The sequence below is a fragment of the Rhodohalobacter sulfatireducens genome, assembly GCF_022012475.1.
Taxonomy (GTDB): Bacteria; Bacteroidota; Rhodothermia; order Balneolales; family Balneolaceae; genus Rhodohalobacter; species Rhodohalobacter sulfatireducens.
Genome location: NZ_JAKLWS010000019.1, coordinates 53,318 through 77,019, shown reverse-complemented (window position 1 = coordinate 77,019; position 23,702 = coordinate 53,318). Strand labels below are relative to the sequence as shown.

24 protein-coding genes and 1 pseudogene are annotated in these 23,702 nt (G+C 40.9%); 14 read left to right on the top strand and 11 right to left on the bottom strand.

What is annotated here, in order from left to right; translation table 11 throughout:
- Positions 1-109 precede the first annotated feature (109 nt).
- On the bottom strand, positions 110-445 hold the full coding sequence (locus L6773_RS14000) for a MerR family transcriptional regulator (protein ID WP_237855061.1): 336 nt from the start codon (positions 443-445) through the stop codon (positions 110-112).
- A 94-nt stretch (positions 446-539) separates the two neighbouring features.
- Between L6773_RS14000 and L6773_RS13995 the strand changes: the two genes are divergently transcribed.
- The 7 genes from L6773_RS13995 (at position 540) to L6773_RS13965 (ending at position 10,967) form a co-directional block, all read left to right on the top strand.
- Positions 540-1,496, top strand: a complete 957-nt coding sequence (locus L6773_RS13995) for a glycosyltransferase family 2 protein (protein WP_237855060.1) — start codon at positions 540-542, stop codon at positions 1,494-1,496.
- A complete protein-coding gene (locus tag L6773_RS13990) occupies positions 1,493-2,314 on the top strand; it encodes a class I SAM-dependent methyltransferase (protein WP_237855059.1) in 822 nt (273 codons plus the stop codon). Before L6773_RS13995 ends, L6773_RS13990 begins: the two co-directional genes overlap by 4 nt.
- A gap of 193 nt (positions 2,315-2,507) precedes the next feature.
- Entirely contained in the window at positions 2,508-3,278 is a 771-nt protein-coding gene (locus L6773_RS13985) for an SDR family NAD(P)-dependent oxidoreductase (RefSeq protein WP_237855058.1), read from the top strand.
- A 2-nt stretch (positions 3,279-3,280) separates the two neighbouring features.
- On the top strand, positions 3,281-4,165 hold the full coding sequence (locus tag L6773_RS13980; RefSeq protein ID WP_237855057.1) for an SMP-30/gluconolactonase/LRE family protein: 885 nt from the start codon (positions 3,281-3,283) through the stop codon (positions 4,163-4,165).
- A 159-nt stretch (positions 4,166-4,324) separates the two neighbouring features.
- Positions 4,325-6,049, top strand: coding sequence for an IlvD/Edd family dehydratase (locus L6773_RS13975; RefSeq protein ID WP_237855056.1), 1,725 nt, complete (start codon positions 4,325-4,327; stop codon positions 6,047-6,049).
- Between the two features lie 295 nt (positions 6,050-6,344).
- The gene (locus tag L6773_RS13970) at positions 6,345-8,669 is read left to right on the top strand and encodes a glycoside hydrolase family 3 protein (protein ID WP_237855055.1); all 2,325 of its coding nucleotides are present in this window, start codon (positions 6,345-6,347) and stop codon (positions 8,667-8,669) included.
- Between the two features lie 510 nt (positions 8,670-9,179).
- Positions 9,180-10,967: an ABC transporter ATP-binding protein gene (locus tag L6773_RS13965; RefSeq protein WP_237855054.1), complete on the top strand. Its 1,788-nt coding sequence runs from the start codon at positions 9,180-9,182 to the stop codon at positions 10,965-10,967.
- A gap of 8 nt (positions 10,968-10,975) precedes the next feature.
- On the opposite strand, the gene L6773_RS13960 is transcribed toward L6773_RS13965, so the two are convergent.
- The 4 genes from L6773_RS13960 to L6773_RS13945 all read right to left on the bottom strand — a co-directional run bounded on the left by L6773_RS13960 (position 10,976) and on the right by L6773_RS13945 (position 13,568).
- Positions 10,976-11,863: an ATP-grasp domain-containing protein gene (locus tag L6773_RS13960; protein WP_500809307.1), complete on the bottom strand. Its 888-nt coding sequence runs from the start codon at positions 11,861-11,863 to the stop codon at positions 10,976-10,978.
- 104 nt (positions 11,864-11,967) lie between these two features.
- Positions 11,968-12,636: an SDR family oxidoreductase gene (locus tag L6773_RS13955; RefSeq protein WP_237855052.1), complete on the bottom strand. Its 669-nt coding sequence runs from the start codon at positions 12,634-12,636 to the stop codon at positions 11,968-11,970.
- Between the two features lie 169 nt (positions 12,637-12,805).
- Complete coding sequence (locus L6773_RS13950; protein ID WP_237855051.1) at positions 12,806-12,967, bottom strand: YqaE/Pmp3 family membrane protein; 162 nt, start codon at positions 12,965-12,967, stop codon at positions 12,806-12,808.
- A 22-nt stretch (positions 12,968-12,989) separates the two neighbouring features.
- The gene (locus L6773_RS13945; RefSeq protein WP_237855050.1) at positions 12,990-13,568 is read right to left on the bottom strand and encodes a DUF6940 family protein; all 579 of its coding nucleotides are present in this window, start codon (positions 13,566-13,568) and stop codon (positions 12,990-12,992) included.
- 164 nt (positions 13,569-13,732) lie between these two features.
- Here L6773_RS13945 and L6773_RS13940 point away from each other — a divergent pair, with 164 nt between their 5' ends.
- A complete protein-coding gene (locus L6773_RS13940; RefSeq protein ID WP_237855049.1) occupies positions 13,733-14,602 on the top strand; it encodes a DUF72 domain-containing protein in 870 nt (289 codons plus the stop codon).
- A 61-nt stretch (positions 14,603-14,663) separates the two neighbouring features.
- Here the strand turns inward: L6773_RS13940 and L6773_RS13935 are convergent, their stop codons facing one another.
- Together L6773_RS13935 and L6773_RS13930 are read right to left on the bottom strand one after the other, a co-directional pair.
- Entirely contained in the window at positions 14,664-15,209 is a 546-nt protein-coding gene (locus L6773_RS13935) for an SRPBCC family protein (protein WP_237855048.1), read from the bottom strand.
- 226 nt (positions 15,210-15,435) lie between these two features.
- The gene (locus L6773_RS13930; RefSeq protein ID WP_237855047.1) at positions 15,436-15,741 is read right to left on the bottom strand and encodes an ArsR/SmtB family transcription factor; all 306 of its coding nucleotides are present in this window, start codon (positions 15,739-15,741) and stop codon (positions 15,436-15,438) included.
- A gap of 212 nt (positions 15,742-15,953) precedes the next feature.
- Here L6773_RS13930 and L6773_RS13925 point away from each other — a divergent pair, with 212 nt between their 5' ends.
- From L6773_RS13925 to L6773_RS21760, 3 genes and pseudogenes are all read left to right on the top strand, one after another.
- Positions 15,954-17,042, top strand: coding sequence for a bifunctional transcriptional activator/DNA repair enzyme AdaA (locus L6773_RS13925; RefSeq protein ID WP_237855046.1), 1,089 nt, complete (start codon positions 15,954-15,956; stop codon positions 17,040-17,042).
- Positions 17,043-17,242: 200 nt separating this feature from the next.
- Complete coding sequence (locus tag L6773_RS13920; RefSeq protein ID WP_237855045.1) at positions 17,243-17,482, top strand: type II toxin-antitoxin system ParD family antitoxin; 240 nt, start codon at positions 17,243-17,245, stop codon at positions 17,480-17,482.
- Between the two features lie 92 nt (positions 17,483-17,574).
- Positions 17,575-17,775, top strand: a pseudogene (locus tag L6773_RS21760) (type II toxin-antitoxin system RelE/ParE family toxin); the annotation flags it as partial.
- Positions 17,776-17,977: 202 nt separating this feature from the next.
- Here the strand turns inward: L6773_RS21760 and L6773_RS13915 are convergent.
- On the bottom strand, positions 17,978-18,127 hold the full coding sequence (locus L6773_RS13915; protein ID WP_237855044.1) for a hypothetical protein: 150 nt from the start codon (positions 18,125-18,127) through the stop codon (positions 17,978-17,980).
- Between the two features lie 14 nt (positions 18,128-18,141).
- Positions 18,142-18,543, bottom strand: coding sequence for a DUF3224 domain-containing protein (locus tag L6773_RS13910; protein ID WP_237855043.1), 402 nt, complete (start codon positions 18,541-18,543; stop codon positions 18,142-18,144).
- Positions 18,544-18,637: 94 nt separating this feature from the next.
- On the opposite strand from L6773_RS13910, the gene L6773_RS13905 reads away from it, so the two are divergent.
- A complete protein-coding gene (locus L6773_RS13905) occupies positions 18,638-19,438 on the top strand; it encodes a helix-turn-helix transcriptional regulator (RefSeq protein WP_237855042.1) in 801 nt (266 codons plus the stop codon).
- A gap of 113 nt (positions 19,439-19,551) precedes the next feature.
- Here L6773_RS13905 and asnB read toward each other — a convergent pair whose 3' ends face one another.
- Positions 19,552-21,444, bottom strand: coding sequence for an asparagine synthase (glutamine-hydrolyzing) (asnB, locus tag L6773_RS13900; RefSeq protein WP_237855041.1), 1,893 nt, complete (start codon positions 21,442-21,444; stop codon positions 19,552-19,554).
- 424 nt (positions 21,445-21,868) lie between these two features.
- Here asnB and L6773_RS13895 point away from each other — a divergent pair, with 424 nt between their 5' ends.
- On the top strand, positions 21,869-22,315 hold the full coding sequence (locus L6773_RS13895; RefSeq protein WP_237855040.1) for a DUF2267 domain-containing protein: 447 nt from the start codon (positions 21,869-21,871) through the stop codon (positions 22,313-22,315).
- 22 nt (positions 22,316-22,337) lie between these two features.
- Here L6773_RS13895 and L6773_RS13890 read toward each other — a convergent pair whose 3' ends face one another.
- Entirely contained in the window at positions 22,338-22,643 is a 306-nt protein-coding gene (locus L6773_RS13890) for a cupin domain-containing protein (protein ID WP_237855039.1), read from the bottom strand.
- A 358-nt stretch (positions 22,644-23,001) separates the two neighbouring features.
- On the opposite strand from L6773_RS13890, the gene L6773_RS13885 reads away from it, so the two are divergent.
- Complete coding sequence (locus L6773_RS13885; RefSeq protein WP_237855038.1) at positions 23,002-23,565, top strand: hypothetical protein; 564 nt, start codon at positions 23,002-23,004, stop codon at positions 23,563-23,565.
- The last annotated feature ends 137 nt before the right edge of the window (positions 23,566-23,702 follow it).

The following is a 23,702-nucleotide window of genomic DNA, read 5'->3' as shown; positions in this document are numbered from 1 at the left end:
TGTAGAGATTTTGAGATTTTCGATATTTGATTGATGATCTGCTTAGATAGATAAAAACGCCCCATCAGGATTCGTGTAGGAAAATCAATACTGAAGAATTTAATATACTTTACAACTTCTCCTTCAACTTCTCTAAAAATACTCTCACCTCATTCAGGTCTTTCTTGGCTTCTGCAGGGAGTTCGCTATTTTTCTTTGGAGCAGATTCGCCTGAGTTTTCCTCTTCAAGCTTTTTTTGAGCCCCGGCCGTACTGTATTTCTTATTTTGGATGAGATCTTTCAGCTTTAAAATCAGGGTAATATCCTGCTCGCGGTAGGTTCGGTTACCGGCCTTATTCTTTCGGGGTGAGAGATCCTTGAAGATGGTTTCCCAGTATCTTAGAACATGAGGTTCGACCGATGTAATTTCACTAACCTCTCCAATTGAATAATACAGTTTCTTCATGGCATCGAAATCTATTATTTTCAGGTTTAAGATTTAACCTTTAATCATTCAGTACATCAACAATCACCTGCAAGCTTTTGTCGGCTTTTAATGTATGAATAAAAACGCGAAAGATTCTAATTCGGTGGATATCAGTGTCGTGATTCCTCTATACAACGAGGAGCAATCATTAGCTGAACTGTCTGAAAAAATTGCAGCGGCGATTGATAACTATTCATTTGAAATCATTTTTGTGGATGATGGTTCCACAGATTCTTCATGGGAAGTGATAACCGATTTGAATCAAAACTCATCCCGTGTTCGAGGGATTCGATTTCGAAGAAATTACGGGAAAAGTGATGCGCTGCAGACTGGTTTTGAAGAAGCAGTGGGCAAATATGTAGTAACGATGGATGCCGACCTTCAGGATGATCCACAGGAAATCCCGGCTCTTATTGAGATGTTAAAAAACGATTATGATTTGGTAAGTGGCTGGAAAAAAAAGCGTCACGATCCCATAACCAAAACGATTCCCTCACGATTTTTTAATGCAGTGACACGATTTACAACCGGCATTCGCCTTCACGATTTCAATTGTGGTTTAAAAGCATATCGCAAGGAAGTCATTGATAGCATCTATCTCTATGGTGAAATGCACCGATACGTGCCATTGCTGGCCAAGTGGAAAGGATTCGACAGAATTGGGGAGAAAGTGGTAAACCACCACCCACGAAAATATGGAAAGACAAAATTTGGGATCTCCCGTTTTCTGAATGGTTTTTTAGATCTTTTAACACTCCTGTTTGTGAACCGGTACATGCGGCAGCCGATGCACTTTTTCGGTTCCATGGGAGTGTTATTTTTAATTGTTGGTTTGGGCATCAGCGGCTGGCTTGCTTACCTGAAAATATTTTTGAACCAGTCTCTGAGTAATCGGCCGCTGCTGTTTCTTGGAATTCTGTTAATTCTGCTTGGAGTTCAATTCTTCTCCATCGGATTTCTTGGAGAGATCTACAACCAGGGACAGGTGAAGCAGGAAAAACCGGGGATCGCTGAGAAAAAAGGATTATGAGTAAAATTGCATATGACCCGGTAAAAGATCGGTTTGCCGGGATTATTCGAAATTCAAGGTGGCTCAGAAGACTCTTCTATTTTTTGCTGGATCTTTTTTTTCTGCGAAGCTGGCATATTCGTCGAATGTTGAAAAAGAAGGGGGCGGAACTAAACCAAAAAGGAGAGTGGACCTTGTTGGATGCCGGATGCGGGTTTGGTCAATATGATCGATTTATTCTCTCCCAATTTAAAAACGTGAAGGTCCATTCAGTGGATGTAAAAAAGGATTATTTAGAGGATAACAGGCATTATTTTCAGTATGAGATCAAGGAAAAGCGAATTCAGTTTTATGAGGCAAATCTGCTTGAATTCTCATCTGACACAAAGTTTGATTTTATCATCTGTATTGATGTCCTGGAACATATTGAGAACGATGTAAACGTGATGAAAAATCTTCAAAAATGTCTCAAAGATGGAGGATATTTTTTAATGCATTCACCCTCTCATTTTTCTGAAGAAGATGCTGATGAAGACGATTCGTTTGTAGGCGAACATGCCCGTCCCGGGTATTCGAAGGAGGAGATAACATCAAAGTTAGAATCCGCCGGGTTTAATTCCGTAGAGCCACACTATACATATGGATTTTGGGGCCATAAAGCTTGGGTTCTCTCCGTCAAATGGCCAATGATCTGGTTCAACAAAATCAAACTGTTCGCAGCGATTCCTCTCTTGATTTACTACCCGATTGTTATGCCATTTTGTTTGCTATTGAATTTCGCCGATCTCTTTACCAAAAATGAGAAGGGAAACGGTATTTACGCATTGGCGAAAAAATGAATCTGAGGCGTGCATGGCAAAATCTTTTGTCGAGTCATCGGATGAGTATGAAATGCTGGAAGTAAAGTTATTGGATAAAACACTCATCCGATGACTAACCTGGTACTTACTCCTTGGCAGAGAAAAGTTAGCTAAATACAATACAATTGAAGATTTTACAATGAACAACTGACAACAAACGACAAACAATTTAATGTCATTCACGAACAAGACTGTAGTTATTACCGGAGGAGCTAAAGGAATTGGTGCCGGATGTGCTAATGTATTTTATCAAGATGGAGCTAATGTAGCGATTTTGGATGTCGACGATAAAACCGGCCCGGAATTTGTGAAGAAATTAGGCGATCGTGCATTGTTTGTAAAATGCGATATCTCGAACGAAAAAGAGGTGCAGGATGCAGTCGAGAAAATTTACGGTCATTTTGGATCGATTCATTACCTCGTCAATAATGCAGGAATTTTAAAATACTTTTCCGTTACCAATACATCGGTAGAGGATTGGGACGCTGTGATGAATGTAAACCTGAAAGGTGCATTTCTATGTACCAAACACTGCATTCCTCATATGCAAAAAAATAACGATGGTGTGGTTGTCAATATGTCGAGCGTACAGGCGTTTGTTGCACAGACAAATGTGGCTGCGTACATCGCCACAAAATCTGCATTGATTGGCCTCACTAGAAGTATTGCCGTGGATTACGCTCCCAATATACGGAGCGTGGCAATCTGTCCCGGCGGTGTAGACACCCCGATGAATAGAGATGCATTCCGGGAATCTCCAAACCCGGAGGTTGTACGTAAAGAGACTGAAAATTTACATCTCAACGGACGTATGGCTACGGAGGAGGAGATCGGTGAGTTAGTGGCATTTGTATGCAGTGAAAAAGGGGCGTTTATAAATGGACAACCGATTCGTATAGATGGTGGACTTGGAATCAAAGTAGGTGGAAGTAAAAAAGAATAATTATGACCTCAACAGTTCATGCAAAACTGGAATATCAAACAGATGCCCATTTGGGTGAAGGTCCGGTTTGGGATGAGATCAACCAAAAACTCTGGTGGGTAGATATTCTCGGATGCACACTCAATTGCTATGACCCGGCATCGAAAGAAAATAAGTCGTTCCCTGTAGGAGAACATATTGGAGCGGCAGCTTTGCGAAAAGAGGATGGGCTTGTATTGGCACTTCAATCCGGGTTGGCTTTTTTTGATGAATCATCTGAGACTATCACCCCTGTAGAAAATAATTTTACTATTGGTGACGGGACCCGATCAAACGATGGTAAATGCGATCCGGCGGGGCGATTTTGGCTGGGAACCCTGGATTATGATTTAAAGGAAGGGTCCGGAAATCTATTTTGTATGAACTCGGATCTGGACGTTGAGAAAAAGCTGGATCAACTGACTATACCCAATGGAATGGCTTGGAATCGACAAAATGATAGGTTCTATTTTATCGATACGATAGCCCGAAAATTATATTCGTATCACTATGAAATAGATACCGGTGAAATTTCAGATCGGTCAATAATTTATGAGTTTGCGGATGATCTGGGTTATCCTGATGGGATGACAATTGATTCCAACGATAAATTGTGGATTGCGCTTTATGGCGGGAGAAAAGTAATTCAAATCAACCCGAAAAATGGTCATATTGAGTTCGGGGTTTTGTTACCGGTTCCAAAACCAACTTCTTGCACATTTGGTGGCGAAGATTTCAAAACTCTGTTCATTACAACTTGTCGCGAGCATATGGATGAATTCGAAATTGAGAAAGCGCCACTTTCGGGTTCGCTTTTTAGTATTGATTTGCCATTTAGTGGACGTCCGGTGGATCGGTTTGATGGCTAATTGAACAACCTGGCAGAGTCTGAAGCGTAGCGAAAGTCCTGCCAGAGATATGGTTCTGGAAACATTTTGCGACGCTGTCAGAAATCGAAAAGCAGATATGCTGACAGGTTATTACAGAACAAATATTTTAAAATTTTAAGAACATAAAAAACTAACTCCATGAGCAATAACAATAAGAAGGATCTCAGAAGCAGAGACTGGTTTGGTAAAACCGGGAAAGATGGATTTATCTATAGAAGCTGGATGAAAAACCAGGGTTTTCCTTCGGATGAATTTGAGGGTAAACCGGTCATTGGAATTTGTAATACGTGGTCGGAGCTAACTCCGTGTAACGCCCACATGCGTGAACTTGCAGAGTCCGTGAAACGAGGGGTTTGGGAAGCGGGCGGATTTCCATTGGAGTTTCCAGTGATGTCACTTGGCGAAACCATAATACGGCCTACGGCTATGCTGTACAGAAATTTGGCCAGCATGGATGTTGAGGAATCAATACGGGCAAACCCCTTGGATGGAGTTGTTCTTTTGTGCGGGTGTGATAAAACCACGCCATCACTGGTAATGGGAGCTTGTAGTGTAGACATTCCAACGATTGTGGTTTCCGGGGGGCCGATGCTTACGGGATATTTCAAAGGAAAGAAAATTGGTACGACCGATGTTTGGCGATTTGCTGAGGATCATAAAACAGGAAAAATCAGTGATGAGGAACTGCTTGAGGCTGAAGGGGCAATGTGCCGCAGCCAGGGGCACTGCGCTGTAATGGGAACGGCCTCAACCATGGCGTCGATGGTGGAATCGCTTGGGTTGAGTTTGCCCGGAAATGCAGCGATACCTGCGGCTGATTCCCGAAGAAAAGTGTTGTCTCATGAAAGTGGAAGACAAATTGTAGAGATGGTTAATGATGATTTGAAGATGTCTAAAATTTTAAAGCGTGAAGCATTTCTGAATGCCATCAAAATTAATGCGGCCGTTGGTGGTTCAACCAATTTTATCATACACCTGATGGCGATTGCCCGTCGGATGGAGGTAGACCTTGAATTAGATGATTTTGATGAGCACGGAAGTAATATTCCCCTTTTAGTAAACTTGATGCCATCCGGCGATCATTTTATGGAAGATTTCTACTATGCAGGCGGTTTGCCGGTGGTAATCAAAGAGATGAGTAAACATTTGAATTCTGATGTGATAACAGCCAACGGAAATAGCCTGGTCGAAAATAATAAAAATGCCGAATGCTATAACCGGGATGTAATAGCTACACTTGATGAGCCATTCCAGGAGAAAAGCGGAACGACGGTTGTGAGAGGAAATTTATGTCCTGATGGAGCGGTCATCAAAACATCTGCAGCTTCACCTGAATTGATGCAGCACAAAGGACGAGCCGTGGTTTTCGAAGGAATTGAGGACTATAAAGCACGAATTGATGACCCTGAGCTGGATATTGATGAATCCTGTATTATGGTACTCAAATATGTGGGTCCGAAAGGATATCCCGGAATGCCGGAGGTTGGAAATATGGGGCTTCCGAAGAAAATTCTTGAAAAAGGAGTAAAAGATATGGTCCGCATCTCAGACGGACGAATGAGTGGTACCGCATATGGTACAGCATTTCTGCACGCTTCACCTGAATCGTACACCGGGAGTGTTTTGGCACTCGTTGAAACCGGGGATATGATTGAGGTGGATGTGAATAATCGCCGGCTCCACCTGGATGTCTCTGATGAGGAACTTGAAAGGCGCAAAGAGAATTGGAACCCGCCGCCACATGAGTTTGACAGGGGATATGTAAACCTGTATATCGAACATGTGGAGCAAGCTCATCTTGGAGCCGATCTTGATTTCCTGGTTGGTAAGTCGGGAAGTGAAGTGAAACGGGAGTCTCATTGATAGAAATAACTAAAAGCTCGCGTTGATAATGAATTAACCACAACGGCACAAAGATTTCACGGTGTACAGAGAGAAATTATGTGATAAGAATAATCTCCATGTGATTCTTTGTGTCCTTTGTGAATTCTCTGACGTCGTGGTTTTTACGTATTGTATATCACTTTCTTATGATTTGAAAGGATCATAAAAACTTCGTGGATTTTAAAAAGTGCAAAAACAGTAGGGCTCATGTCCAAAAAGTGAATTATTTTCATAAATTGTAACAATGAAAAATAATGAACTCAAACTACTGAACATGAGTACGAAATTAAGTGGAAAAATTCCGTTACTTCTCACCCTATCCTTTTTATTCACAGCACTTGTCTCCTGTAATGAATATGGTGAACAAACCATAGAACAAGCAGGGGATATTGAATTTATCCATCACTCGAATGGTCCAACGATCGGTCATTCTCTCAATTCCGGCGTGGAAGTTTTGCAAGTTGATGGAGGGGCTTTTAAAGATTTAAATAAGAATGGAGAATTAGATCCGTACGAAGACTGGCGACTTTCGACAGATGAGCGTGCAGAAGACCTGGCTTCACAAATGACTGTCGAGCAGATTGCCGGACTCATGTTGTACAGTGCTCATCAATCGATTCCTGCCGGAGAGGGAGGCTTCAGAGGGGGTACCTATAACGGATCTCCACTCAGTGAAAGTGGGGCTGAGCCGTCAGACTTAACCGATCAGCAGAAGCAATTTTTAGAGGATGATAATCTTCGCCATGTACTCATCACAACGGTAGAGAGTCCTGCCGTGGCCGCTCAGTGGAACAACAATGCTCAGTCGTTGGTTGAGAGGCTTGGCCTTGGTATCCCAATGAATACCAGTTCCGATCCGCGACATGAAACAGCCGCTGATGCAGAATTCAATGAAGGAGCCGGTGGCGACATCTCCATGTGGCCGGGATCGCTGGGATTAGCTGCCACATTTAATCCAGATGCAACGGAAGAGTTCGCAAGAATTGCGTCGATTGAATACAGGGCGTTGGGAATTACAACCGCACTTTCTCCACAGATTGATATGGCGACGGATCCTCGGTGGATGCGGGTTAGCGGTACATTTGGCGAAGATTCTCAACTCTCAGCGGATATGGCGAGAGCTTATGTTGATGGATTTCAAAGCTCATCAGAAGAGCAAGAGATTTCCGGCGGCTGGGGGTATGAAAGTGTGAATGCAATGGTCAAACACTGGCCGGGCGGTGGATCCGGGGAGGGCGGACGTGACGCTCACTATGGATTTGGAAAGTACGCCGTTTATCCCGGAAATAATTTTGATGAGATGCTCATTCCATTTACAGAAGGGGCTTTTAATCTCAATGGCGAAACAGGAATGGCCTCAGCTGTGATGCCGTATTACACGATTTCAGTCGGCCAAAGTCCAGAAGACGAGGATGTTGCCAATGCCTACAGCGATTATATTATCCAGGAACTCCTCCGAGATAAATATGGATTTGATGGCGTGGTTTGTACAGACTGGGGTGTGACCGGTGATCATAACGTGATGGATTCATTCATAGATGGCAAGCCCTGGGGAGTTGAAGATTTGACGGTTGCTGAACGACACTACCGGGTAATCATGTCCGGCGGCGATCAATTCGGAGGAAATAATGAAGCCGGGCCCGTTGTTGAGGCGTATGAAATTGGGGTTGAAGAACATGGTGAAGAGTTCATGCGTGCGCGCTTTGAGCGTTCTGCAGTACGACTTCTTAAGAATATTTTCAGAGTAGGTTTGTTTGAAAATCCATATTTGGTACCTGAAGTATCGAGTGAAATAGTTGGAAACCCTGATTTTATGGAAGAGGGATTTGAAACCCAGTTGAATTCGATCGTAATGCTCAAGAATAGTGAGAACGTATTACCGGTTGAAGATCAATTGACAGTGTATGTCCCCAACAGGACGAGACCACAAAGTTCAAATTTTATTGGCATGCCTATTCCAGCAACGGACGAGTTACCGGTGAGTGAAGAGATTTTGAATCAGTATTATAATCTGACTGATAACCCGGATGAAGCTGACTTTGCCATTGCATTTATTGAAAGCCCGAATGCCGGACGGGGGTATGACAGCGAGAATGCTGAATATGTTCCCATCAGTCTTCAATATCGCCCATATACAGCAACTGAAGCCCGTGATCCAAGTTTGGCCGGTGGTGATCCATTGGAAGATTCGGATAACCGGTCATACCGCGGACAAACTGTTGAAACTGTGAATGAATCTGATCTCGACAGAGTGGTTGAAACCAGAGAGGCGATGGGTGACAAGCCGGTGATTGTGGCAATTAATGTTTCCAATCCAATGGTCTTCTCAGAATTTGAGGAGATAGTAGATGGAATTATTGTTCACTTCGGTGTTCAGGACCAGGCTCTTCTGGATGTCATTTCCGGCGCTCATGAACCTTCTGCTTTGCTCCCGCTACAAATGCCTGCGGATATGGAGACTGTTGAAAATCAAGCCGAAGACACACCTCACGATATGGAAACCCATGTAGATATTGAGGGCAACAGCTACGATTTCGGCTTCGGCCTCAACTGGAATGGAGTAATTTCCGATGAGCGTGTGGATACTTATACGGAGTAAAAATCCCCCATTGATAGGCTGTGAGAAAATAAAGATTCAAAAGTAAATCAGATTCGTGAGATCTACCACGAAGGCTCGATGGCCCGAAGGTTCACAAAGGCCAAAAGACTGTTATTACTGAACTTCGTGTATCTTCGTGGCTTTGTGTCCTCGTGGCAACAAAACTGACTGATACATTTGTTAATCCTTTTTTACAGCTTCTTGAGGTTGGAGAGCGAACAGAGTGAGTAAGGGATGGGTAAACTTCTAAATGTTTTCACTTGGCATCATACTAATTTGATCAAATTCCATTTTTGTCATCCCTCATTATCCCCTTCAAAAGGGGACACTCCTTAAATAATTTTAATTGATTTAATGCTGTTTCTGACTTTCCGATATTATCTTTTGCCAACTATAGAATAAAACAATTCGAAAGTTATCGGATGACTTGTTAATTTCACACTTCATGATTTACGCGAAAAGTTACCCGATTATAGATTAGGCTTTTCGTCTCTTTAATGAACCGCTGTAATGCAGAAAAATCCCAATAAGGGCCAACACCCTCTCGCCCAGTTACTTTCTTATCTCAAACCCTATCGAAAGAAAGTACGGCTTGCTACACTCTTTTCAGTTCTAAATAAATTGTTTGATCTTGCCCCGCCGATTCTCATCGGTGTAGCGGTTGATATTGTAGTAGAAGGGCAGGAGAGTCTTCTTGGCAGATATGGGATTTCTGACCCTGCCGACCAGTTGTTGTTTTTGGCGGGTGTTACAGCGGTAATTTGGATTTTTGAATCCATTTTTGAGTATATGTTCAAAATCTATTGGAGAGATCTTGCCCAGTTTACACAGGACAGTCTGCGGACGGATACATATAGTCATCTGCAGGAACAGGAGATGGCCTATTTTGAAGATCGATCATCAGGAGATTTGATAGCAATATTGAACGATGATGTAAATCAACTCGAGCGTTTCCTGGATCACGGTGCCAATGATTTGATTCAGGTGTTTATCACGGTTGTTGTCATTGGGTCTATCTTTGTCTTCTCAGCACCGCAAATTGGTTGGATGGCATTGGTGCCGATGCCGTTTATAATCTGGGGATCGGTCTGGTTCCAGGAAAAACTGGCACCAAAATACAGTAAAGTTCGGGATCAAGCCGGTGAAGTGAGCTCTCAGCTTGTGAATAATCTGGGCGGGATGACAACCATCAAAAGTTTCGGAGCTCAGGATCATGAAAATAAGCGAATTGCAAATCTTTCAGATCAATACAAGAAAGCAAATCAAGATGTGATTCGGCTCAGTTCTGCATTTGTGCCGTTAATTCGCATGCTGATTATGGCCGGATTTATTGCCATCCTGATCTTTGCCGGTTTCCAAACACTGGATGGTGAAATGCAAGTTGGCTTGTACAGTGTATTGATTTTCGTAACGCAGCGCCTTCTTTGGCCGCTCACCCGTCTTGGAGAAACCTTTGATCTCTATCAGCGTGCTATGGCAAGTACAAGACGTATTATGGGTTTGTTGAATACCGAAGAGAAACTGCCGGATGGTACTGTTCCAATCAAACCGCAACAGGTTGAAGGAGAATATAAGTTTGAGAATGTAAATTTCAGATATCGTTCCGGCGGACCCGTATTAAAAAACATGAATCTTACTATTGGAGCAGGCGATACAGTTGGAATTGTAGGAGCGACAGGTGCCGGGAAAAGCAGTATGGTTAAATTGCTGATGCGCTTTTATGATGTAACAGGTGGGCAAATTTTATTAGATGGCAGAGATATTCGCGAGTATAAAATCAACGATTTGGTAAAATCTGCCGGGTTGGTGAGCCAGGATGTTTTTCTGTTCCACGGAAGCGTGATCGAAAACATTCGTTATGGTTCCTTTGATGCATCTAAAGAAGATGTAATACGAGCGGCTGAGATGGCCGAAGCCCACGATTTCATTATGGAATTGGATGAAGAATACGACACTATCGTGGGTGAAAGGGGACAGAAACTTTCAGGGGGTCAGCGCCAACGAATTTCAATAGCACGGGCCATTCTCAAAAATCCGCCCATTTTGATTTTAGATGAAGCAACATCTGCCGTTGACAACGAAACCGAAGCTGCTATTCAGCGATCACTCTTCAAAATTTCAAAAGACCGCACAACCATCATTATCGCACATCGTCTTTCAACGGTTCGTCATGCCGATCATATCTTCGTTCTCGAGGATGGAGAACTTGCTGAGTCCGGCACGCATAATGAATTGATTTCGAAGGATGGGATTTACCATCAGCTTTGGAAGGTACAATCCGGTGAAATTACGGTCTGAAAAGTTGATTACCTGAAACTCACCCCAGTTTTTTTTGTCCAATGGTCAAACACAGTGGCAAATCGCTCGGGTGATTCCGGATCCATGTTGAAATAGAGCGAAGGTTCAATCAGTTCCAGTTCCATCAACAGGAATTGGTTATTCTCAGATCGAACGAGATCAATTCGGGTGTAAAGAGGATCAGGTTCAATCAGATTGAGAATTTGATCACCCGCAGAAAGAAGTTTCTTTTCAGGTTCCACAAGCATCAGACGTCCCCCATGCTCTTCCTGAACACGAAAATCATTGGTTTTAGGAGTTTTTAAGATGGTATGGCTGTAGGTATCACCAAAATAGAAAAGTGAAAACTCTCCTTCAGTGATCACGCTCGGGATAAAAGGCTGAACAAGAAATGCACGATCAGAAAAAAGAGATTCCAGCTTGGATTGATAATTATCTCCGTCCTCGCGCTTCATCCGAAAGGTATCTACAGCACTTGCACCGACCGTTGGCTTGATAATAATCTCATCAGTAGAGAAATGCTCAAAATAGGTGTCCCACTCCCGGCCGTCAAAGCTCTCTTTCAACAGGGTTGGTACAATATCAATGCCACCGTTTTGCAGGTCAAAAAGGTATCGTTTATTACTGTTCCACTCAACCAAAGAGAGGTTGTTTTCAAGGAGGGCAGAGGAGTTTTCGATTCTTCGGAGAGTATGGAAAAAGTTTTCGGGATCTTCGTGATAGTCCCATGGACTTCGGATAACGATTACATCAAAATCATTCCAGTCCACCTGTTGATTACGCCAAGAAACCTGTTCAGCTTTCCAGCCTAATCTCTCCATGGGCTCAAAAAGAAGCTGGTCGTAACACACAAAATCTTTCAGAGAATCCATAGATAAAAAAGCGCACCTTTTCATAGGTAAAATTATTTATTGATTAGTTATTAATAAAAAATGAATTCGATGGTTAGAATATAGAGATGGCTTTAATCATTATCGATACCCTATGAAAGTCAAATAATTTAGGGTTGAAGTGGCCTCACCTGGATATCCGTATAGTGGAAATTTTTCGGACATTTCAGCATGTGAACAATTGCAGATGCAAGATCCCCGGGCTGCAGCTTGTTCTTGTTGGAAGATGAAAATCCGGTATCCACGGATCCAGGAGATATGCAGCTAACCTTCACACCATAATCTCGCAACTCATTATGTAGAGATTCTGTGATTCCATTTACAGCATATTTTGTGCCGCAATAAGCACTCATTTGAGGAATGCCATTGGTTCCTGCACCTGAACCGATGTTTATGATATGCCCTTCATTTCTTTCCTTCATTCCTGTTATCACACGTTTCGTGACGTAGAAAATGCCATGTACATTAAGATCAAAAAGGTATCGCCATTGTCTTGAAGGGGTATCTTCCATTCGTCCGCGATAGCCAACACCCGCGTTGTTGACCAAGATTGAGATGTCACCAAGTTTATCCACGGTTTTTTGATAGGAATCCTCAACGGAATCTTCTTTTGTGAGATCTGTCTCGAAATGGTGGAAATTGCTGTGAGAGAATTCTTTAGGTGGTGTCCGGCTCCAGCATGCAACTGTTACGCCTTCATCAATGAATGCATTTGCCGTTGAAAGTCCGATACCTTTGCTGGCTCCGGTTACGATGGCTGTTTTGTTTTGGATATCCATAATGTCTTGTTTTTCGTTTTTCTTGAAATATTAGTTGATAGTTAAATATGGCATCAGGATTGCGGTAAGTGGAGTGAGGCGTTCAATTAACCATATTCAGCAGACCGCATTCCATTTATAATAGGATTGAAGCGCACTATTTCTAACTGAAATCTATTTGATATAAAAATCAATCGTTTTTAGCAATCACCCAAACAGCATGAATAATTCCCGGTAGGAATCCTAAAATTGTCAGCAGAATGTTCAGCCAAAAAGCCGGTTTGATACCAACCGTTAAGAAAACTCCAAGAGGAGGGAGGATAATTGCAAAAATAATTCTGAGGATGCTCATGATAAGTTGTTCAGTTTTAAGTTTATAATTTTTTATACTCCTTCGTTTGATAATACTTTGGTATCGTATCTATACGGACATGCAGCCAGAAAACACCGAGTCCCGATGTACTCAACCATTTGGGTTTACTGTTTACTGCTTGCAGAGTTTCATGCCCGGTGATTTGCCAAAACTTGTCTATTTGATCCTCATCTGCTTTTCGCACGAAACTGCCAATATGTGTATAGCAGTTATCTTCTTTTTGAGGGCAGGGGGCAATTAATTGGGCATCATTTCCAAGATTAGGAAAGGTTACTACTTTTTTATTACTGTCAAAATATTGACGGAATGTATGTGAATCCGGAGATCTGCTTGCTAAGAAGTCACTATTTATAATGTTACACTCGTAATTAACTTCTAAATTCTGATTGGTGATGGGTCTGTTTTCCCAAAAAAATGCATCATAGTCAGAATCAGCTAAAAATCCATTGTAAAACTTCCTGAAGGGTTGTGAATTGCTTAACAACTCCAAAAAATATTGATTGGAAATTGGGTCTCCATCTTCGTCAATACCGAATGTTAAACTCTGATTAGTTGATTCTTTTTCAGTGATACTCCACATCGGGTTTCTATTAAGAACCTAAGATTTACATTCAATTTGTATAGCAGATTTTCGCTGAAAATCATTCGTGGCAGTCAATTGAATGTCATCCATTTGAGTTGAATAATCAATACTTTATAACTCAAATTTTAAATTTTCATCATTCTAAATCTAACTATACATCAATGAAGTTTGGCAGTGTTGATAATCCCAAAGAACTACATTTAAAACTACCGGATGATCATCCCGAAACGAAACGAGTTTTAACGGAAAATAAAAATGGAAAACCGGAAATTTATGTGGGTTGTGCTAAATGGAAACGTTCTGATTTAAAGGGGTTTTATCCGCGGGGGACCAAAGATGAATTGTATTATTATTCTCGTCAGTTTAACTCGATCGAGTTAAATGCCACACATTACCGAGATTTCCCTGAGGATCAAATCCGTGATTGGTATAACAGAGTGCCGGCTGATTTTAAGTTTTTTCCGAAAGTCAATCGATATATAAGTCACCTGAAATGGTTGAATGATATTGAGCAACCGGTTGAGAACTACCTGGACAGTGTGATACATTTTGAGGACAAACTGGGAACAATTTTCCTGCAGGTTCGGAATAAATTTGCACCCAAGTTTTTTGATCGCGTTGAATCTTTTGTTGAACTCTGGCCAAAAGAGATACCCTTGGCGATGGAGTTCAGACACCCTGATTGGTTCAACGACAAAGAAGTGGCCGACGATCTGTACCGGTTATTAGAAGATAATGGCATTGCAAATCTTATTTGTGATACGGCTGCTTACAGGCAATTGCTCCATATGAGGCTAACAAATGGTGAAGCTTTTGTTCGTTATGTGGGAGCAAATGCGCCATCTGATTACGATAGATTGGATGAATGGGTAGAGAGACTCAATGAATGGCAACATCAAGGGATTCAAAACGTACACTTTTTCATACACCAAAATGAAGAAAAAGAGTCTCCAAAGTTGGCAGCACATTTTATCAAAGGATTAAATAAAGAGCTCGGAGCAGATTTAAAGGTTCCCGAAATTACTGATTAACAGGTGGATTAGTTATGAATTTTATTTTTTCAGTCAACTTGTAACAGTTACTTGATTATTACTAACTGACCTGTTGATCATAATCTTTCTCAACCGTTGTGTGAACCTTCCAGAACCCCTTGGGTTGGTTGCCAGCCAGACGGTCTGCCAGGATATTCAGGTGAGTGTGCCATCCTGCAAGTGCACCAATGATTATGTTACGTTTATCACCGACTCGCCGATGTGTCAACACTAATAACACCTTGTCATTTTCCTGAGGAATAAGTTCAAAGGTAACTTCCGATTGATCATCGGGGTCTTCTTCAAACCAGGTATAGCTTAACAAACGAGGGGGATCCCATTGAGTGACTCGACCCGTATATGAGGCACCGTTTTCCATTTCCCGGTATTTTTCCGGAATCGGATCTTCCTCTTCAGAGAGGTTTTTATGATAAAAATGCAGTTCCACTTTTCCACCGATCCTTGGTTCAATATCTCCGTCAGCCAGCCATTTTGCTTTTTTATCTGATTCAGTCAGAAAAGCCCAGACTCGTTCGATAGGGCTGGGAAGTAGTCGTTCAAATCGGAGTGTTTCGGGGTGGATATATGATCCATATTCAGTATTCATGGTTCTACGGTTTAGATTGTTGAGGTCTGAAAAAGTTTATCAAGTATATAAGTCCATCCTTCGTAAGTTTGCATAGTTTAAGCTTCCCACTTTTGAAGTAATTCTAAACTAACCAGGCATCAAAGATTATTTCATGTGAAGCACTGAAATCTTTTGTGCCTTTTACTTTGGAGTAAAAATCTTTGCTTTTTAGTTTTGGTTTTCTTCATAATGACACCTTCTATCTTTAATTATTTTCTTCTTCATCTTCAGCCAGTAAGGTTTCAAGGGCATTGAGTTTATGAGTCCAGAACTGTCGGTATTGCTCGGCCCAATCCGATACTTTTTTGAGTTTCCTTACATCAGCACGACAGTATCGGTTTCGGCCTTTCTTCCGAATTACGACCAAGCCACATTCATTTAATGTTTTTATATGCTTTGAAACTGCCGGCCGGCTGATTTCAAACTGGTCAGCCACTTCATTTACCGGAAGTGATTGACCTGCAGTTAAATCGATAATTTCTCGTCGGGTCGGCGATAGCCTGGTAAACATCTTGCTGCATAATTTTTTTTGAATATGTAGCTGTTTAGTTACAAATATTTATGTAACCGTAAAGTTACGCCAACTCTTTTAAATTTTAGCAACTTCATTGAAGATTAACGACAAAAGTAAAATATCAATGACAATTGATCGGTGGAATGTATCTTTCTTGAATATGTACTCTCTATCAGACTAATTATGGATGTTTTAAATTCTTGAAAGGCATGTCAAAACAGTTACCATCCCGTGAGCGAATGTACAAAGCACTTATTACGAAAGATGCCTCGTTTGAGGGAATCTTCATTGTTGGGGTGAAGTCTACAGGTATTTTTTGTCTCCCCACATGTCCGGCTCGAAATCCAATGCTGAAAAATGTGGAGTTTTTTTCAACTTCCAAGGACGCTCTTTATTCCGGGTATCGTCCGTGTAAACGATGTAAACCATTGAAAGCCAATGGAGAAACCCCGAAATGGATCGATACTATACTTCAGAAAGTAGAGGAGGACCTGACCCGAAAATGGACCGATGAGGAGATTGAAGAAATGGATATAAATCCGAACCGGTTACGGCGGTGGTTTAAAAAACATCATGGCACAACCTTTCACGGATATGTTCGATTGCGGCGTTTGGGCAATGCTCTCGGTCAAATCAAACATGGAGAGAATGCTACCCAAGTGGCATATGATCATGGGTACAATTCTCTCAGTGGATTTCGGGAGGCGATGAAAGAGTTAACAGGGAAACCGGTAAAGAAAGGAAAAGACACGACCGTTATTCACATAAACAGAATTACGACTCCTCTCGGCCCGATGTTGGTCGGAACTACAAATGAAGCTCTTTGTTTATTGGAATTCATAGATCGGCGAATGCTGGAAACTCAACTTCAACGATTGCAAAAATATTACAATTGCACGTTTGTGCCCGGCTCGAATGAAATCACCGAACTAACGGCTAACGAAATCGCTGAGTATTTTGATGGAGATCGGCAAGAATTTACAGTACCGCTTGATGTTCCCGGAAGTGATTTTCAGCAACAGGTTTGGAACGAGTTAAAGACCATTCCGTACGGTAAAACCCGATCATATAAAGAACAGGCGATTGCAATTGGAAACCTGAAAGCGATCCGAGCTGTGGCAACGGCAAACGGAGATAACAGGATTGCGATTATCATTCCGTGTCACAGAGTAATCGGAAGCGACGGATCACTCACCGGGTACGGAGGCGGGCTTTGGAGGAAGAAATATCTGCTGAATCTGGAGAGATCAAATCTCAAAGAGATTACGGAGTCGAACGGGCAGAGGTCGATGTGGTGAAATTTCTTTTTCCAGATCTTCGAAGTTTCGAAAACTTCGCGGATCTTATAGAAGCTATGCAAACCATATAAATCAGCTATTTGAGACGATACACTCTGTACAATCTCTTTCAGGTTTAAATGTTCAGTGGTGAATAAGTACTTTCAAGTATACAAACTTTAACAAAATTTGTATTTTTTTGAAATAAAAAAGAGGTTCCCATGCATATTTCATTAACTCCTGAATTAGAGAAACTGGTAAAAGATAAAGTAAAGTCCGGGCTTTATAATAATTCAAGTGAGGTAATACGAGATGCACTGAGGCAGATGAACAGATATGAAGAGTTTTTCTATGATCTAAAACGAAAACATCTAATTGAGCTGCTGGAAGAGGGAGAAAAAAGCGGGAGAAGTAATAACTCTGTTTCTGATATTATCCATCAGGAAAAACAAAAAAGATGAGAAAATACACCTTAACCCGAAAGGCAGAAGAAGATATCCGGGAAATCTGGACGTATACACTAGAGGAGTGGGATTAAGAACAGGCAGAAAAATATCTTAATGGTCTTGAGGGTAAAATAAAGGAAGCATCTGAAAACCCCGATACGATTGGACAAGCACGTCCTGACATTAAAAGTGGATACATGAGCTTTTTATACGAAAGCCACATTGTATTCTTCAGAAAAGAGATGAATTATATTGTAGTGGTACGGGTTTCACACCAAAAAATGGATATTTCGAAACGGTTGCTATAAATCAACCAAATTTTCCCACAAGTTACATAACGATATTGTCAATCAGCTCAACCAGCAGATAAAGTCCCACTCATAGTACATGGTTATGTACTTATTTTTTTTATTCTACTTTTCCCGTCGAAAGGCGACCTCCAACTGTTTGCCGAAGTTTCCAAACTGGTATGTTCTGCGGAAAGATTATTTTGAAGTCATTTCGACCATCTTATTTACGTTCTCCAATTTCGACCGTTTCCGGTACACCGGTCATTTTCTCTGCAAAACTATTCGAGAAGTTCACTTTTTGATCGTGGTATTCAGACAGCCATTCCCGGAAACCGCCAGGGGATTCGAAAAAAAGTACGCCATCAGACATAGTAAAATCAGGGATCAAGTTTCCTCAAAATCATATTCCAGGGTTAGTTCAGCGGTTTCATGAGTGGCTTCGTAACTACCCTTTCCACGAATTCCGGCAAGTTCACCCGATCCGGAGTGTGGGATAATTACGAAATCCGATTTAGCAACTCCATCCCTGTGAGTGCCATCATGTTCCAGTAAAAAACTTCCGCTTTTCCCTTCCAGTTCTCCAAGTACCTCCTCGATTCCAATAAATGTGCTGGTTTCGTCGGCAAAGGTTGTCATTAAATATTCGATCTTACTTTTTGCTGCGAGGTCTCCTGAATAGGTTTGGCTAACACTTGCACGAAAAACTGCAGGCCCATCTTTCGCCTGCGAATATGTTTCTTCATTCCAGCTTTCAATTTTGAATGTGGTTTTGATAACTGAGCTCATTGATTTTCAGTTTAAGAAGTAAATTAAATTCAGTTTGATTTAAAGCAAATATACTGTTTGCTTAATAATCTACATTGTAAAAACACGACAAATCTTGTCAAAATTTAAAAACGAACAACCTCGCGGAATTTTGTATAAAGAATCTGGAGCCGATCACTTCAGTCTTTCTCGATTCTGTCCGTGCGAAAAACTTGCTTTTTTTGTGGAGCATTATTGGATTGTGAAGTGGGATCTTCGGGGACAAGAACCATATGATCAGAATATTCTGTCACATCCGTCTGTACATCTTGTATTTGAAAAAGAAAACACATGGTTCTGGGGAGTTGTGAGTGGCAAATATACACGCAGGTTGGATGGAAAGGGAAAAGTAGTTGGGGTCAAATTTAGGCCTGGTGCATTTTATCCATTTTATCAAAAACCGGTTTCGGGTTTTACAGATGCCAAGTTAGAATTTACGGATGTATTTGATGAAGATATCAAGATCATAGAATCACAGATCCTCGGTCATAAAAAGAATCAACATATGATCGAAGAGGCGGAAAACTTTTTGATAAACTATCTGCCTGAAAGAGATTCAAAGATTGAAAATATCAATAATATCCTGGACATAGTAAAAGATGATCCCTCCATACTAAAAGTGGATGATTTGACCGATCGGTTTATGATAAGTAAAAGAACTCTACAGCGATTATTTAAAAACTATGTTGGAGTCAGCCCGAAATGGGTCATTCAGCGATACAGATTACATGAAGCGGCTGAGAAAATGGCATCCGGATTTACAGATAACTGGCCTCAAATTGCCATGGATTTGGGGTACTTTGATCAGTCACATTTCATTAAAGATTTCAGAAAGATCGTGGGCCGGACCCCGAAAGATTATTTAGACAATCTTTAGGTCTCATATATAACTTGAAATATCAGGTAAGTAATAAGTTCAGAAGTGTTTGCACTGGGTTAGTAGCACAATACGCTTGACCGCAGCGGATAATTAGTGAAAAAATAGCTGTCTCAGGCAAAAGACTGCATCTTTTCAGAAAGATTTTCAATTTTTTCATTGCCAAAATATATCTTAGCCCAGATCTCAGTTGTCACAAGTTTAAACAGGAGGTTAGAATCTTTCATAATTTTCTCACTGATATACGGCATATCTTTTTTACTCCATTTCAACTGCTGTTCAACCCAACCATCATTTAAAAAATCGATGGTTCCGATCCAATGATCACTAGAAAAACCAAATCCGACTTTTTTCCTGTACATCAACTCCGGAGGTAAATAACGGGCGGCTAATTTCTTCAACAGAAACTTTGTGATACCGTCGCGATATTTGGCATGAGCCGGGAGATGCATTGCAAAATCTATTAATCTCGTATCCAAAAATGGAACTCTGGACTCTATGGATTTGGCCATGTTCATCCGGTCATTACATTTCAAAGAGATTCCCAGGTGAATGATGAAATCTTCAAAAGTTCGGGCCAGGTAAGCTCTGTCTTCAATATTTTTTAGAGGTTCCAACTTGTTCATAAAAGACTTTCGCAGGAGTTGTTTTTTTGCCTCTTCAATGAATATGATGTGTTGGGGAGGAATTTCTCCATACGGCGGATCCGGCGAAAGGTACCTGAATGGTTCCTTCTGAAGTTGATCCAGGTCTAATGGGGGATGAGATGGCAAGAACCTCATCAAGAATCTGGTTAATCGATTATCCGGAAATAATTTGCTCCTTTTTCTTCGAATTTTCCACATATCATATACAGATGCTTGCCAATGATAACCGCCAAAAAGTTCATCGGCACCTTCACCACAAAGCAAAATTTTAAAGCCATCTTTTTGAACTCTTTCAGCTACAGCAAGATGTAACATATTTTGTTTGAAGTAGATTGGTTCATCATTGTGGTAAGCGGCATAGGGCCACAGCCTCAGAAAATCTCTGCGTTTTACAGGAACAGTTCGTAACTCAATGTTTAAATGATTAGAAATTTGTTCTGCCCGTTCTTTTTCACTGATTTCTACACCTTCGACATCAGCAACATAGCCAACCAGATCCTGTTTATGTTGAGATGCAAATGCAGCCATTAAACTGGAATCAACCCCACCGCTGCACATAGCAGCAATAGGTACATCACTAATCATGTGCGAGTTGACACTTGCACGAACAATATGCTCTAATTCAGACATGAGACTCTCTGCTGAACTGTGTTGTTTATCCAGAATTCTTTCTACGTCTATATTCTGCTCAACGTCAAAAAAAGTGTATTCAGACACCTCACCAGCTTGAATTTGTAAAAGAGTACCGGGTTGCATCTCAGTAACTTTTTCAAAAGGTGTACTCCGGGCTAGTTTTGAATTTTTTAGATAATTCCCGACAGTGTGCATATCCGGCCTGCACTCAATGGATGGATGTTCAAAAAGAGCCTTTATCTCGGATGCAAAAATAGTATTTCCATTCTGCGTGGATAAGTATAGAGGTTTAATCCCGGCACTGTCACGGCCCAGCCAGAGTGTATCTGTTTTTAAGTTATGGTATGCAAAAGCAAACATGCCGTTAAACATACTCACAGCTTTTTTGGGTCCCCATATATGAAGAGCATAGAGTACAACTTCAGTGTCACATCTGCTTTTAAACTGAACTCCTTCTTTTATTAATTTTTTACGAATTTCCTGAAAGTTATAAACTTCGCCATTATAGCAGAGAACTCCTTTGCCATCGTTCGTTATAAATGGCTGATTACCATTCTCAGTCGTATCCAGAATACTTAGCCGCGTGTAACCCAGTGAAACATTCTTGTGCCTCCACAAACCTTGATCATCGGGACCTCGATGTGTTAATTTGGCGAGCATATTTGAAACAATCTCTGTCTTAGATACTCTGCCTGATGACTGGATGTAACCCGCTATGCCGCACATTTTTGTTAGGTATTTAGATTTGAAAGTTATTTCGCTAAATCAAATCAATCGGCTGACGTAACGCAAGAAAAATCTCCGTTAAATATTCTATTGCTATTGAATGCAATATCAACAGTATTTTTGAAAAACTAATCCTATTGATAATTAGCCCAAAAAAATTCATGCGAGTCACATTGATCGGGAGTAAAAAAATGAGGCACCGTTGGTCCGGGGTTATGATATTTTGATCAATCACACTTTATGAAATATTTCAATCAGGTCGGTGGCTAAACATCGACAAATTATTTGGAAAACCGACCTTTAAATAGACTCAGGGGAGCTTTAGGATATTGGATCTCAACATTTTAAAGAAATGCTCATAAGTTTCCTGTTTTTTTGAGAGTGAATTTAGAGAGAGAGAATAAATCATAAAATCGTCACGATTATGAAATATTCAAGCCTTGAGTTAGAAAAATATCTTCACGAAACCCAGGAGTACATCACGGAACTGTCCGAAGATCTCGGACATCCTAAAGAACAGCAGCGTGTAATGATTATTTGGCGTGCTGTGATGCGTGCGATCCGTGATCGAATTCAAATGTCAGAATCTTTGGATTTGATTTCACCGCTGCCCATGATTCTGAAGGGTATATATACAATGGGGTGGAAATATCATGAAACTCCGCCTTATGATTACACCACAATGGAAGAGATGAAATCGAGGGTTAAGACCCTTCAGGAACAATATGGTGAGACAGAGTTCAGCTGGAATAAGTCTACCGAGGAGATCATTTCCATTGTTTTAGATTCGCTGGAGAGATACTTCTCAGAAGGCCAGATGGACCATATCCGAACTCAGCTTCCTGAAGAAGTTGAGGAAGTACTTGTTTAGTTCCAACGAATTTTGGCAAGTTTCAGAAGTGTTTCCCCTGGGTAAGAAGCACAATACTCTCATCCAGAGCGGTGAGGGAATGATCTACTTCCGGGTGTATATCTATTTCGTCGTATTGTTTAAGTCGGGTCTCTTTTTTGTTATGATGATACATCAAATCACCACTCAAAACTAACAATTTGGTGGGTTGATGCGTTTTGTGGTCTTGTAGTTTCATTCCCTTCTTAAAACCAAAAACCAATACTTTAAAATGATCACCGGTATGAAATGCTTTAGCTACAGGTCTGTTGGATGATTCGAGTTGTTCGAGAACTTTTTTGATTACCATAATTCGCTCCACTCTGAGTATAAAATTGTTGTACTTAAATGTATTGATCTATTTTTAGTATGAGAATTTTATTTGATATCACAAAAAAGTGAATGAAATTTTTATTAAAAACTGAAGATGGATTTTCAGAAATCATTCCGCTAACGAGGGCATCAAGATTTGCAGGGCTGAACGCAGATCTAATTGATATTTATTGATGTTGAGTTATGATCGGTGACAAATCATGTAATATTCTTACAGAGTCGATAATCAGGAATTGCCAATCTCATAAATCGACTGAGAAATAAATTCGCCGCTTTTCAATTCTTTTGCGCGAATAGAAAGTGAATACCATCCAAAAAAAATAAATATCCTGATTATGAACTCACGAATTATGCAATACATGATGATACTGGCTATGACATTTTTAATCTATGTGCCGAACGGCTATGCCCAACACTTGAATTATAGCGATCAACTTTCACTTTCAGTAGGAGCTTCAGTCGGTTATGCACCTGTTTTAAGTTTTGGTGATTATGATGATTCCGGTACCACGGTAGGTATTTTTGGCGATCTCCAATATCAAAATTTTATTGGCCAGCTTGATTTTATCTACGTGGTATCTGAAACAGTAGGCAGTGAAAACTTTTCAAGTGGTATGGGTTTTTTTGGCTCACTGGGTTACAAATATATTGCAGCTGAAAAAGTTCACATTCCACTTATGGCAACAGGGGGGGCATCCATTATTGAGTATCAAGCTTTCAGTACCTATAAGGATGTCAGTCCTCAAGTTGGCCTTACCATTGCACCACATTACATCCTAAATCCCGGAACGTCAATTTATGGAGCCTTTCGATATATGCACGGGTTTAAGGGAAGTGAAGAAAGCTCTGCAATAGATGTGATGGGAATTACAGTTGGTTTGCGTTTTACACTTTTATAAAAACCTTTTTGGACCCACCCTAAGTCCCGCATTATTTCCATTAAAAAACGCTCAAAAGTAGATGGGTTTTTCTTAAAAGTGATATCTCATCATAAGATCGGGTCAAAATATTCACCGGTATCTCATCGCTTTGCGCG